This is a genomic window from Streptomyces sp. NPDC037054 (genome assembly GCF_055606745.1).
Genome location: NZ_JBVJSJ010000012.1, coordinates 238,709 through 251,053, shown reverse-complemented (window position 1 = coordinate 251,053; position 12,345 = coordinate 238,709). Strand labels below are relative to the sequence as shown.

Below are 12,345 nucleotides of genomic sequence, written 5' to 3'. Positions count from 1 at the left end.
AGCCGGCGCGGTCACACGACCGCCGTTGCCTGCGTCACTTTGCCCCGCATGCCCCACCACGGACGCCGCCGTGCTCGTAGGCTGCCCCCATGATCCTCCCCGCGGTCCTGCTGCTGCTCGGCGCGGTGACCGCGGTGGTCGCCCCTCGGCTGCTCGCCGGTGCCGACTGGCCGGACCGTGAGCCGGTGCTCGCCCTGTGGGTGTGGCAGTGCGTGATCGCGGCCGTCCTGCTGTGCTGCGCGCTGTCGATGACGCTGAGCGCGGCGGCGGCGTGGCGGGCGGTGGGCGGGCACGTGTTCGCGTCCGCGCCGCACGCGGTCGTGGAGGCGTACGCGCTCGGTACGGCCGGCCCGTGGGCGGCGACGACCGCGGTGACCCTCGCGTGCGGCGGCGTGTGGAGTGCGGTGATGCTGGTCCGGGAGGTCGCCCGCGCCCAGGTACGGCGTCGGCGGCGCCGTGCCGAACTGCTGCTGCGGGCACCGCTGTTGCCGGGCGAGGAGCGCGGGGGCCGGCTCGTGGTCCTGGAGGGCGAGCGGCCGGAGGCGTGGTGGCTGGCCGGCGCGGAGGGCCAACTGGTCGTCACGACGGCCGCGTTGCGGCGGCTCAAGGGGCGGCAGCTGGACGCGGTGGTGGCCCACGAGGAGGGGCACGCGCTGGCCCGGCACCACTGGCTGCTGCACTGCTCGGCCGCGCTGGCGGACGGCTTTCCGCGGGTGCGGGTGTTCGCGGTGTTCCGGGACGAGATGCACCGGCTGGTGGAACTCGCCGCCGACGACATGGCCTCCCGCCGCTTCGGCCGCCTCACGACCGCGCTCGCCCTGGTCGAACTCAACGAGGACCGCGGCGTGTTCGGCCCCTGCCCCACGCCGCAGGCCCGTGTGCCGCACCGGGTCGACCGCCTTCTCACTCCCCCGGACCGGCTCCCGGCGACCCGGCGCCTGCAACTGACGGCGGCGGCCTCGCTCGTCCCGGTGATCCCGGTCCTGGTGGCGTTCGTCCCCGGCCTGCGCGCTCTCGGCTAGACGAGCGTAGGCGTCCCGGCCGTGGCGTTCTTACCGGCCGAAGTGCGACGCCGGGATTGGCCCCGCGCCCCGCCACTGCGCGAGGATCGAGACATGGCTACCCCGTCCGTCGACTCCCCGCCCCGCCCGCCCGAGCACCGCCGCGCCGTCGGATGGACCGGCGTACTGGCGGCCTGCTCCGCGGTGCTGATCGTGCTCGTCGCGGCCGAGTGGCGGCCGCTGATCGGGCTGGACGGCGACGTCTCCCGCACCACGCACCGCTGGGCGGTCGGCGAACCGGGCCTGACCCAGGCCTTCCGCATCCTCACGGACTGGGTGTGGGACCCCTGGACGATGCGCATCCTCTGCACGGCGGTAGCCGTGTGGCTGCTGGTGCGGCACGCCGCCCTGTGGACGGCGGCGTGGCTGGCGGTCGTCTGCACACTCGCGGCGCTGCTCCAGCAGGGCCTCAAGGCCGCGGTCGACCGGCCCCGGCCCGTGTGGCCCGACCCGGTCGACTCCGCCCACTTCGCGGCCTTCCCCTCCGGCCACGCCATGACGGCCACGGTGGTGTCCGGCCTGCTGCTGTGGCTGCTGCACCACTACGGTGCCGGGCGCGTCCTGTGCCGTACGGCGCTGGCGGTCGCCGTGATCTCCGTGGCGGGCGTCGGCCTGACCCGGATCTGGCTCGGCGTCCACTGGCCCACGGACGTGGTGGGCGGCTGGCTCCTGGGCGCCCTCACGGTGACGCTGGCGGTGCTCGCCCACCGGCGCCTGCGTCCCTGATCCCGGCCCGGCCCCGCCGCCTCCTCCTCCCTCAGCCCCGCTTCCTCCGCCGCATTCGGCCCGCATTCGGCCGGAACCGTCATCCCCGCGCCGGAATCGGCCCTCGTAGGATCGGCCCATGACCGCCGTGCTCTTCGACTTCTCCGGCACTCTCTTCCGCGTCGAGCCCACCGAGTCCTGGCTGCGCGGGGCGCTCGACGAGGCGGGGATCCGGCTCCCGGAGAGCGAGGTGGCCGCGGCGGCGAAGGCACTCGAGGAGGCCGGGGCACTGCCCGGCGGCGCTCCCCCGCTGCGCGTGCCGGAGGAACTCGCCGAGACCTGGCGGGACCGCGACCGCAGCGCCGCACTGCACCGCGCCGCCTACACCGGCCTGTCCCGGCAGGTGCCGCTGCCCGACCCGGCGCTGCACGACGCGCTGTACGACCGCCACATGGCTCCGGCGGCCTGGCGGCCCTACCCGGACGCAACGGAGGTCCTCCGGGCGCTGCGCGAGCGCGGTGTCCCCGTCGGCGTCGTCAGCAACATCGGCTGGGACCCTCGGCCGGTGTTCCGCGCGCACGGCCTCGACCCATGGATCGACGCCTACGTGCTGTCGTACGAGCACGGCGTGCAGAAGCCCGATCCGCGGCTGTTCGCGGTGGCCTGCGAGGCGCTGGGCGCCGATCCGCGCAAGACCGTGATGGTGGGTGACGACCGTCGGGCGGACGGCGGCGCCACGGCCCTCGGCTGCCGGCTGCACTTCGTCGACCACCTTCCGGCGGCCGACCGGCCCGACGCGCTGCGCCCGGTGCTGGACCTCGTGGACTGACACCGCGCCCCACGGCGCGACTGTCTCCACCCGGGCATGCCGCACGTCCGTCTCGGACGATCCCCCGCGTCGCCCGAGACGGACGGCAGCACCGACCGGACCCCGCGAAGGGGCCGGCCCGGATGCGTTGAGTATAGTTGGCTGGCAGCCAGTCAACGCAGGAGTTACAGCATGTCCCCGCGCAGCGCCTCGGTCAATGAAGAATTGCGGCGGCGCTCCAAGGAGCGGCTTCTGCAGGCGGCGGTCGAGCTCGTCGGCGAGCACGGCTACGACGCCACCACCCTCGGTGACATCGCCGACCGGGCCGGTTCGGCCCGCGGCCTGGTGTCGTACTACTTCCCGGGCAAGCGCCAGCTCGTGCAGTCCGCGGTGCACCGCCTGATGCACCGCACGCTGGAGGAGGCGCTGGAGCGCGAGCCCTGCACCGAGGACGGCCGGGAGCGGCTGGCGCGGGCGATCGACGCGATCCTCGGCCTCGCCCGGGAACGGCCCGTGCTGATGCGCCAGCACATGTCGGGGCTGCTGCAGGCCGAGGGCTTCCTGCCGTGTCCGGAGCAGCGGCGGCTGGCCGAGCTGCTGCGGGACACCGTCGCCCGGCGCGGATCGCGGGACGTGGACCACGACTACCCGATGCTGCGCGCCCTGCTGATGGGCGCGGTCTACGCCGCGTTGATGCCGGGCGCCCCGATGCCGGTGCCGGCGCTGCGGGCCGAGCTGTTCACGCGGTACGGGCTGGACTGGGAGATGGGCGTCCCGCCGGACACCGAGGCGTCCGGCGGGACGTGCGAGACGGACCTGTCGCGCTACTTCGCGACCGGGGCGCCGGAGCACCCCGCGCGGGGTCAGTCGAAGTAGTCCGGCTGCGTCTGCACGTTGAGCTCGTGCAGACGGACCCGCTGTGCCGGGTCGGTGCGCCGGTCGCTGAGCTTCAGGACGTCGAAGCCCTTCGCCATGTCGTTCGAGTAGATGTAGCCGTTGTAGTAGTACGCGGACCAGGAACCGCCGGTGACGACCCGGTCGGTGGACAGCGGGCCGCGCTCGAAGTAGGCGATCTCCTTCGGGTTGGCGGAGTCGGTGAAGTCCCAGACGGAGACGCCGCCCTGGTACCAGGCCTGGACCATGAGGTCCTTGCCCTTGACCGGGATCAGCGAGCCGTTGTGGGCCACGCAGTTCTCGGTGGCCGCCTGGTGGCGGGGGATCTTGAAGTAGCTGCGGAAGACCAGCTTGCTGTCCTCGCCGCTGCCGACGATGTCGTAGATGCCGTCGGCACCGCGGTTCGGGCCGATGGCCGCGTTGCAGGTGGCCGCACCGCCGCCGCCGAGCTCGTCGGTGAACACGACCTTGTTCGCGCCCTGGTTGAAGGTCGCCGAGTGCCAGAACGCGAAGTTCACGTTGTCCTGCACCTGGTCGATGACCTTCGGGTTCTCCGGGTCCTCGATGGAGAACAGGATGCCGTCGCCCATGCAGGCGCCGGCGGCCAGGTCCTTGCTCGGCAGCACGGTGATGTCGTGGCAGCCGGTGGTCTTGGAGACACCCGGGTTGGTGGGCGCGCCCGGGTTGCCGCCGCCGTCGGGGCCCTCACCGGGGAACAGCACCGGGAAGGAGACGACCGCCGCCTTCTCGGGGGCGTTGCGCGGCACCTTGATGACGGAGATGCCGTCGTGCGGCGGCTGGCAGTCGGGGAACGCGGCGTTCGGCGAGTAGGACGACACGTAGACGTAAACGTTCCTGCGCTCGGGCACCAGCGTGTGGGTGTGCGAGCCGCAGGCGGTCTCGACGGCGGCGACGTACTTCGGGTTGGACTTGTCGCTGATGTCGAAGACCTTCATGCCCTCCCAGGACGACTTCTCCGTCGCCGGCTGGCTGGTGCTGCTGCAACTGTTGTCGCTGCGCGAGGAGTCGGTGGACAGGAACAGCAGGTCCCCGGAGACCGAGATGTCGTTCTGCGAGCCCGGGCACAGGACCTGGGCGACCGTCTTCGGGGCCTTCGGGTTGCTGATGTCGAAGATCCGGAAGCCGTCGTAGTTGCCGGCGAACGCGTACTTGCCCTGGAAGGCGAGGTCCGAGTTGGTGCCGGGCAGCGTGTCCTTGGGGATGTTGACGACGTGTTCGATGTTGGCCGAGTGGACGACCTGGTCCTGGCCGGGTATCTCGCCGTCGCCTATGGCCTGACGCACCTCCGCCTCGGTGCTCTCGGACACGCCCCGCTGCTTCGTCGGACCGTCCCCGGGATCGGGGATGGCCGCGGCCGGGCCCGCCGCGAGCAGCGAGGCCAGGAGTCCGGCCGCCGCGGTGGCAACACCCAGCCGTCTGCGCCGGGTTCGAGGGTTGTTCAACAGGATCACTGTTTCCTCCCTAGCGCCGTTCAGACAAGAACGGTTCACGCACCACGCAGTATCGTCCTCGCCATGCGCATACCAACAGGGGGCAACAAACCCGCAATGAAGTTTTTTGATCAGTAACCCACGGAAGCGTGCTAGGACGTTCATCGCACCCACAAGGTGCGCTCAACACGCCCGTCACAGGAGGTCGATGTGTTCTCCCGCCGCCAGTCCCGCGTGATCCTCGCCCCGGCCTCGCTCGCCGCCCTGGCCGCCGCGGCCGTGTTCGGCCTCGCGGGCTGCACCGCGGAACCGGACACCAAGGCCGCCACCGCGGGCGGGCCTTCGGTCATCGCGCCGGGCAAGCCCGGCGAGGACAACCGGACATTGTCCCCGGAGGAGGCCGCCGCGCAGCAGGGCGACGACTCCCCCAACTCCGCCGACGTCGCGTACGCGCGCATGATGATCCAGCACCACACGCAGGCGCTCGACATGACCGAACTCGTCCCGGAACGCGCCGAGTCGAAGAAGATCAAGAAGCTCGCCGAGCGCATCTCCGCGGCACAGGGCCCGGAGATCGACGCCATGAGAGGCTGGCTGAAGACCCATGGCGAGAAGGAACAGCCCGAGGGGCACGGCGGGCACGACCACGCGGGGATGCCCGGCATGGCGAGCGCGGCGCAGCTGAAGAACCTGCGCGCGGCCGAGGGGAAGGCGTTCGACCAGCTCTTCCTGACCCTGATGATCACGCATCACGACGGTGCGGTCACGATGGCCGTGGACGTGAAGGCGCAGGGCAACAACGTGCAGATCGAGGAGATGGCGGACGACGTGATCGCCCAGCAGACGAGCGAGATCACGCGCATGCGGGAACTGCTGTGAGTGAATCGGCAGGTCAGCGCCGGATGTGACGGGGCGTCAAGAAGCCTGCGTCCCGGGCCCGACCGATGAGCCGGAGCGCCCCGCGGCGGTCGCGGCCGGTCGCGGCCATCACCGCGAGGACGGGATCGGCGCCGCTCTCCTGCGCCGCGCGGTACTCGCGTGCCGCCAGCTCCGTGGCGTCCTCGTCGGCGCCCTTGCCGGTGCCCGCGTCACCCTCCGGCCGGCGCGGCACGCCGCAGGCGTCGGCGAGCGGCCCCTCCAGCCAGTCGGCGAGCACGGTCAGGTCGTCGAGGGAGAGCGCGGGCCGGGCGCGCACGTCCTCCAGGCAGACGCCGCGCCCGGACCGCACGGCCAGCGCGTCGACGCGCGCGCCGTCGGCGAATTCCAGCCGCACGTCGAACCACGACGTGGCGCCGTCACCCTCCCGCACCTCCCACGCGGGCCGCACGGAAACAGCACCGTCCGCCGGGCGGCGACCGGACAGATTAAGAAAGGATGCTTCTAGCACACACGGAACGTAACCGCATCATCACACTCCATACGAACGGACACGCGCCGCCGCCGGTCACTGCACCCTGCCGGCGGAGCGGGCGGGCGACGGGCGGTTCCTCCCCTGGGCCGGGTCACGCGGCGGCAACACGGCGGAAATCAACAAACTGTTCAAGGCGCATACGGTCTCGTGCTGTCCGGAACTTTTCGCTGCCGGACGGTTCCCCCGACCCCGACTGGACCTGTCTCCTGGTCCCTCTGTCCCCGCAAGCCCCCTCGGCTCCGCCCACCGCCGCTCAGGAGTGCCCATGGCAACGACCTCCCCCGTGCATCCCGTCGACGAGGTCCCACCCGTCCGTCACCTGGCCGCCTTCGGCCTCCAGCACGTGCTCGCGATGTACGCGGGTGCCGTTGCGGTGCCGCTGATCGTCGGCGGCGCCATGAATCTGCCGCCGGCCGACCTGGCGTACCTCATCACCGCCGACCTGCTGGTGTGCGGCATAGCCACGCTCATCCAGTGCATCGGGTTCTGGCGGTTCGGTGTGCGGCTGCCGATCATGCAGGGCTGCACCTTCGCCGCCGTGTCCCCCATGGTGCTGATCGGCACGACGGGCGGCGGACTGCCCGCGATCTATGGTTCGGTGATCGTCGCGGGACTCGCGATCGTGCTGCTGGCCCCGGTGTTCGGCAGGCTGCTGCGGTTCTTCCCGCCCCTGGTCACCGGCACGGTCATCCTCGTCATCGGCGTCTCGCTGCTGCCGGTCGCGGGCAACTGGGCCGCGGGCGGCGCCGGCGCGGAGGACTTCGGGGAGCCGAGGAACCTGGCGCTCGCCGCGTTCGTGCTCGCCGTCGTGCTGGGAGTGCAGCGGTTCGCGCCCGCGTTCCTCTCGCGGGTCGCCGTGCTCATCGGCATCGTCGTCGGGCTGCTCGTCGCGATCCCGTTCGGCTTCACGGACTTCGGCGGCGTCTCGGACGCCGACTGGCTCGGCATCAGCACGCCGTTCCACTTCGGGGCGCCCACGTTCGAGGTGTCGGCCATCGTCTCGATGCTGGTGGTGGCTCTTGTCTGCATGACCGAGACGACCGGTGACTTCATCGCGGTCGGCGAGATGACGGACCGCAAGGTGGAGCCGCGCTCGCTGGCGGACGGACTGCGCGCGGACGGCCTCTCCACCGTCCTCGGCGGCGTCTTCAACACCTTCCCGTACACGGCGTACGCGCAGAACGTGGGCCTGGTCGGCATGACGCGGGTGCGCAGCCGCTGGGTGGTGGCCGCGGCGGGCGGCATCCTCGTGCTGCTCGGGCTGCTGCCCAAGCTGGGCGCGGTGGTCGCGGCGATTCCGGCGCCGGTGCTGGGCGGTGCCGGCCTGGTGATGTTCGGGACGGTCGCCGCGAGCGGTCTGCGGACGCTGGCGCGGGTCGACTTCAGGGGCAACAACAACCTGACGGTGGTCGCGGTCGCGGTCGCGATGGGCGTGCTGCCGGTCGGGGTGCCGACGATCTACGACAAGTTCCCGGACTGGTTCCAGACGGTGATGCACAGCGGCATCAGCGCGGGCTGTCTGACGGCGATCGCGCTGAACCTGCTGTTCAACCACCTCCCCGGGCGGGCGGGTCCGGACGGCCGGGACACCTCCGACGCGGGCTCCCCATCCGTCGGCGGAGGCGAGCGGGGAGCCGGGAAGTCCCGCGAGGAGGCCGTCTAGCCGCTCCCGGCGCGGCGCTCCCGCCGGGTCACCTCACGGTGTCCGGCAGCCGCGTGGCGACCGCCCGTTCCAGGCGGGGCAGCACCCGCTGTCCCGCCAGGGCGAGCACGATCGCCGCGGCGACACCCGCCCAGGCGACCGGGCCGAGCGGCGTGCAGCCGAACATCTGGCTGGCGCCGGGCGTCTCGACCAGGGCGACCAGGGCGGCGGCCGAGCCGAGGGACGTGACCTGCACGAGCGGGCTGCCGCGCCGGTCGGCCAGGGTCTGGGCGAGCTGGGTGCCGACCACCGCGCACAGCGCCATCGTCGTGGAACGGCGTGCCGTGCCCGGGGTGAAGCGCCCGATCAGCCAGGCCGCCGTCGCGCCCGCGCAGGTCGTCAGGGCGCGGTGGCGGATCTGCCGGACGAGGGGCTCGCCGAGCAGTTCCGTGCCGAGCGGCTCGCTGCGCTCGTCGGGGTCCGTCGGGCTCTCCGCGCCGTCCTCCTTCGGTGTCACCGCGACCGCCATCGCCGGGAACAGGTCTGTGAACAGGTTGACCAGCAGCATCTGCCGGGTCGACAGCGGCGCGCGGCCGGCCAGCAGCGTGCCGACGATGCCGAAGCCGACCTCGCCCGCGTTGCCGCCGATGAGGATGGCGATGGCGTCGGCGACGCTGTGCCACAGGGCCCGGCCCTCGGCGACCGCCTCGATCAGCACCGACAGGTCGTCCTCGGTGAGGACGAGGTCGGCGGCGTTGCGGGCGGCGGCCGAGCCGCGCGCGCTGATGCCGACGCCGATGTCGGCGGCGCGGATGGCCGCCGCGTCGTTGGCACCGTCACCGACCATCCCGACGACCCGGCCGGCGTCCCGCAGGGCCTCGACGACCTGGAGCTTCTGCTCGGGCGCGACCCGCGCGACCACGCCGACGTCGCGCAGCATGCGGGCGCGTTCGGACCGGTCGGCAGCGGCGAGTTCGTCGCCGGTCACGACGCCGGTGTCGTCCGGCCAGCCCAGGTCGGCGGCGATGGCGCGGGCGGTCTGCGGGTGGTCGCCGGTCAGCATGACCGGTCGTACGCCCGCGTTGCGCAGGCCGCGGACCAGGGCCGGGGAGGTCTCGCGCGCGACATCGGCCAGGGCCAGCAGTCCGGTGAACTCCAGCTTCTCCAGGGCCTGTTCGAGGGCGTCGGCGGCCGTCTCGCCGCTGCGCAGCGGCCGCCTGGCCACCGCCAGGACGCGCAGGCCGTCGCGGGCGAGGTCGTGGGCCGTCCCTGAGGCGCCGTCGGGCAGGTCGGGGCAGGCGGGCAGCACCGTCTCCGGCGCGCCCTTGACCACGAGGACGGGACCGCCGTCCGCGTCCCGGCCGACGGCGGCGGCGTAACCACGGCCCGCCTCGAACGGCTGGCCCTCTTCCTGCCGCCAGCCCGGGTCCTCCCCGGCGGCGTCGAGCACGGCCTCGTCGGTCGCGTGCACCGGCTTGTCCGTGCCGCCGTTCAGCCGGGGGCAGGCGCGGGCCGCGGCGCGCACCGTGTCGGCGGCCTCCGGCTCCCCCACCTTGTGGACCGTGCCGTCGGCGTCGGTCACCCGGACCAGCCGCAGCCGGTTCTCGGTGAGGGTGCCGGTCTTGTCGAAGCAGATCGTGTCCATCCGGCCCAGGGCCTCCAGGGTGCGCGGGGTGCGCACCAGGACGCCGCGCCGGCTCAGCCTGCGGGCGGCGGCGAGCTGCGCGACCGTGGCCACCAGCGGCAGCCCCTCGGGCACGGCCGCCACGGCCACCGCCACGCCGCCGCTGACCGCGTCGCGGATCGGCGTGCCGCGCAGCAGGGACAGGCCGGTCACCACCGCGCCGCCGGCCAGCGTCAACGGCAGGGCCTTGCGGGTGAGTTCCTGCAGCCGGGCCTGGACTCCGGCGGAGGGCGGGGTGCGGGCGGCGAGGTGGACGGCGCGCGCGGACTCGGTGTCGTCGCCGGTGTCCACGACGACGGCGCGGGCGCTGCCGGCGACCACGGTGGTGCCCTCGAAGACCATGCACCGCCGGTCCGGCACGGCCGCGCGCGGGGTCGGGTCGGTCCGCTTGTCGACCGGCAGCGACTCGCCGGTCAGCGCCGACTCGTCGACCTCCAGGCCGTCCTCCCACAGCAGCCGGGCGTCGGCGGGCACGACGTCGTCGCCCTTCAGCTCGATCACGTCGCCCGGCACGAGCTTCGACGCGTCCACGATCCGGGGCGATTTGCGCGAACCCTCGCCGGCGACGCGGGCCTTCTGCTTCTGGTCGGCCAGCAGCCCGGACAGGGCCCGCTCGGCGCGCAGCCGCTGCACGCCGCCGACGAGCGCGTTCAGATCGAGCGCGCCGACGACGAGGAGGGCGTCGACGGCGGACCCGAGGATCGCCGACGCGGCCGAGCCGACCGCGAGGACCGGCGTGAGCGGGTCGTCCAGCTCCCCGCGCACCGCCCGGGCGAGCTGCACCGTCCAGCGGGCCGGCGCGAGCAGGGGATGCCGGCCGACGGTGCGGGCCGCCTCGCGGACCCGGGACGTGGCCTGGTCGACGGCGGTCGGGTCGGCGGCGTGCTCGCGCTTGAGCCGGGCCCGTACGGCGTCCGGGTCGAGCGCGTGCCAGGCCACCCGGGCGCGGGGGTGCGGCGGACGGGCCGCGGCCACGCCGAGGGCGGCGCGGGCGCCGCTGAGCAGGGCCGCCGCCGCGCTCAGGTCGACCGGCGCGTGCCGCAGCCCGGGCAGCGGGCTGTGCCGCCGGCCGCTGGACTCGCCGACGGCCACCAGCAGCCCGGACAGGGCGGCGCCGGACCGGGCCAGCGTCTGCGACCTGCGGCCGATGGCGCGGGCGGCCGGGACGGCGCTCAACAGCCGCCACACGTCGGGCAGTCCGTGCAGGGCGAGGACGTCCGCGCCCCACACCACGCACTCCGCGTCGGTGAGGGCGACGGCCACGTCACCGGCGAGGAGCCCGGTCAGGACGTCGGTGTCGTCGGCCGAGGCGGGCCGGGCGACCGTGACGACGCCGCCGTCGACGCCCTCGCCGCGCAGCCCGGCCACCACGTCCGTGAGCGGACGGTCGGCGCCGACGACGTGGTCGGCAAGGGCGGTGAAGTCGGCCAGCGCGGGATCGTCGACCATCACGACGCGCAGCCCGGCGTGCCGTGCCGCGTCCAGCACGGCCTCGGCCCACGGGTCGGCGCCCGAGCCGGGGGTGCGCAGCGCGCTGGGGTGCAGGACGACCGTGCCGGCCATCTCCAGCTGCCGCAGCCGCTCGGCGTCCCGTACGAGCACGCCGGTGCGGGACAGGGCGGCGCCGAGTACGGCGTGGAAGGCGGCGGGGCCGTAGCGCGCGGCCTTGGGCGAGCCGGCGAGCACCGCCTCGGCGGCCTCCGCGCCGTCGTGCTTGACGAGCAGCGTCGCCAGGGCGCCCGCGAGGCTGCCGGTGGCGGCGTGGGAGGCGTACTCCTGGGCCGGGGAGGTGCGCAGCGGCGGGCGCGGGCAGGTCCCCGGGGGGATGCTGACGCGCTCCGGCAGGCACACCCGGTCGTGGACGGCGTCGAACGCGGCGGCCCGGAACATCGTGTCCGCCAGCTGGCAGGCCCGCAGCACCCCGTCGAGCACGAGACCGGTCGGCGTCTGGCCCACGCCGTGGGCGACGGCGTTGGCCGCGGCCAGCACCACGTCCATGCGGTCGGGGCCGAGCCGGGCCCGCAGCAGACTCCGTACGCGCGGGTTCTCCCGCAGCAGCGTCACGAGCGCGGTCACGGCACGCGGCGACGGCGGCAACCGCAGCGCGGACGCGGACAGGCCCGCGGCGATGCCCAGGCCGTCGGCGGCGAGGGCGGCGGCCGCCGCGCGCACCCCGGCCGGATTCGCCGGGTGCGGGATCTCGGCGGCGCCCTCGTCCGCGGGCGCGAGGCCGTGCCGGGCGGCCGACTCGGTGACACGGTCGAGGACCCGGTCCACGGCCTCGCTCCCGGTGGCGCTCACCACCAGCCGGCCGAGCCCGCCGTCCCAGTACGCGAGGGCCACGTCGGGGTGGCGGGCCAGCTCGGCGGCGACCCGGCCGGCCGCCCGCCGCAGCCCGCCCGCGCGTCGTACGCGGTCCGCCTCGGCGACCCGCAGCGCGACGTGCGCCCGGGTGCCGGAACGCCAGGGGCGGGACCCCGTCGGCAGCGCGTTGCGGGCGACGCGCGCGATGCGCACCGCGGTGTCCGCGCCGCGCACACCGGCGCGCGCGGTACCCGCCACCGCGCCCGCGGCGGCGCCGACCACGGGCGCGGTGCCGCGCACGAGCAGCCGAGGCCCCGCCGTCACCAGCGCGGCGGCGGCCGACGGGGCGGCCAGCAGTCCCATGCCCATCAGGCTCCTCACTCTC

9 protein-coding genes are annotated in these 12,345 nt (G+C 74.3%); 6 read left to right on the top strand and 3 right to left on the bottom strand.

Translation table 11 applies throughout. The features are described from left to right. The first annotated feature begins 89 nt into the window (after positions 1–89). The 4 genes from ACZ7D7_RS26865 to ACZ7D7_RS26850 all read left to right on the top strand — a co-directional run bounded on the left by ACZ7D7_RS26865 (position 90) and on the right by ACZ7D7_RS26850 (position 3,450). A complete protein-coding gene (locus ACZ7D7_RS26865; protein WP_470827563.1) occupies positions 90–1,022 on the top strand; it encodes a M56 family metallopeptidase in 933 nt (310 codons plus the stop codon). Positions 1,023–1,115: 93 nt separating this feature from the next. Then, entirely contained in the window at positions 1,116–1,787 is a 672-nt protein-coding gene (locus ACZ7D7_RS26860) for a phosphatase PAP2 family protein (RefSeq protein ID WP_470827561.1), read from the top strand. A gap of 118 nt (positions 1,788–1,905) precedes the next feature. Continuing rightward, positions 1,906–2,595, top strand: coding sequence for an HAD family hydrolase (locus tag ACZ7D7_RS26855; protein WP_470827559.1), 690 nt, complete (start codon positions 1,906–1,908; stop codon positions 2,593–2,595). Positions 2,596–2,766: 171 nt separating this feature from the next. Beyond that, positions 2,767–3,450, top strand: coding sequence for a TetR/AcrR family transcriptional regulator (locus ACZ7D7_RS26850; RefSeq protein ID WP_470827558.1), 684 nt, complete (start codon positions 2,767–2,769; stop codon positions 3,448–3,450). Here ACZ7D7_RS26850 and ACZ7D7_RS26845 read toward each other — a convergent pair. After that, positions 3,438–4,940, bottom strand: coding sequence for an LVIVD repeat-containing protein (locus tag ACZ7D7_RS26845; RefSeq protein WP_470827556.1), 1,503 nt, complete (start codon positions 4,938–4,940; stop codon positions 3,438–3,440). The genes ACZ7D7_RS26850 and ACZ7D7_RS26845 overlap by 13 nt on opposite strands. 189 nt (positions 4,941–5,129) lie before the next feature. Here ACZ7D7_RS26845 and ACZ7D7_RS26840 point away from each other — a divergent pair, with 189 nt between their 5' ends. Next, a complete protein-coding gene (locus tag ACZ7D7_RS26840; RefSeq protein ID WP_470827554.1) occupies positions 5,130–5,798 on the top strand; it encodes a DUF305 domain-containing protein in 669 nt (222 codons plus the stop codon). Between the two features lie 13 nt (positions 5,799–5,811). Here the strand turns inward: ACZ7D7_RS26840 and ACZ7D7_RS26835 are convergent, their stop codons facing one another. Then, the gene (locus tag ACZ7D7_RS26835; protein ID WP_470827553.1) at positions 5,812–6,246 is read right to left on the bottom strand and encodes a DUF6214 family protein; all 435 of its coding nucleotides are present in this window, start codon (positions 6,244–6,246) and stop codon (positions 5,812–5,814) included. A 349-nt stretch (positions 6,247–6,595) separates the two neighbouring features. Between ACZ7D7_RS26835 and ACZ7D7_RS26830 the strand changes: the two genes are divergently transcribed. Beyond that, positions 6,596–7,993 carry a nucleobase:cation symporter-2 family protein gene (locus tag ACZ7D7_RS26830; protein WP_470827551.1) on the top strand — a complete coding sequence of 466 codons (1,398 nt, stop codon included), beginning with the start codon at positions 6,596–6,598 and terminating at the stop codon, positions 7,991–7,993. 28 nt (positions 7,994–8,021) lie between these two features. Here the strand turns inward: ACZ7D7_RS26830 and ACZ7D7_RS26825 are convergent, their stop codons facing one another. Next, a complete protein-coding gene (locus tag ACZ7D7_RS26825) occupies positions 8,022–12,329 on the bottom strand; it encodes an HAD-IC family P-type ATPase (RefSeq protein WP_470827549.1) in 4,308 nt (1,435 codons plus the stop codon). Positions 12,330–12,345: the final 16 nt, after the last annotated feature.

Excerpts from the sequence above, each read along its gene's own strand:
- ACZ7D7_RS26865 (WP_470827563.1), top strand. The coding sequence starts at position 90 with ATGATCCTCCCCGCGGTCCTGCTGCTGCTCGGCGCGGTGACCGCGGTG.
- ACZ7D7_RS26860 (WP_470827561.1), top strand. The coding sequence starts at position 1,116 with ATGGCTACCCCGTCCGTCGACTCCCCGCCCCGCCCGCCCGAGCACCGC.
- ACZ7D7_RS26855 (WP_470827559.1), top strand. The coding sequence starts at position 1,906 with ATGACCGCCGTGCTCTTCGACTTCTCCGGCACTCTCTTCCGCGTCGAG.
- ACZ7D7_RS26850 (WP_470827558.1), top strand. The coding sequence starts at position 2,767 with ATGTCCCCGCGCAGCGCCTCGGTCAATGAAGAATTGCGGCGGCGCTCC.
- ACZ7D7_RS26830 (WP_470827551.1), top strand. The coding sequence starts at position 6,596 with ATGGCAACGACCTCCCCCGTGCATCCCGTCGACGAGGTCCCACCCGTC.
- ACZ7D7_RS26825 (WP_470827549.1), bottom strand. The coding sequence starts at position 12,329 with ATGGGCATGGGACTGCTGGCCGCCCCGTCGGCCGCCGCCGCGCTGGTG.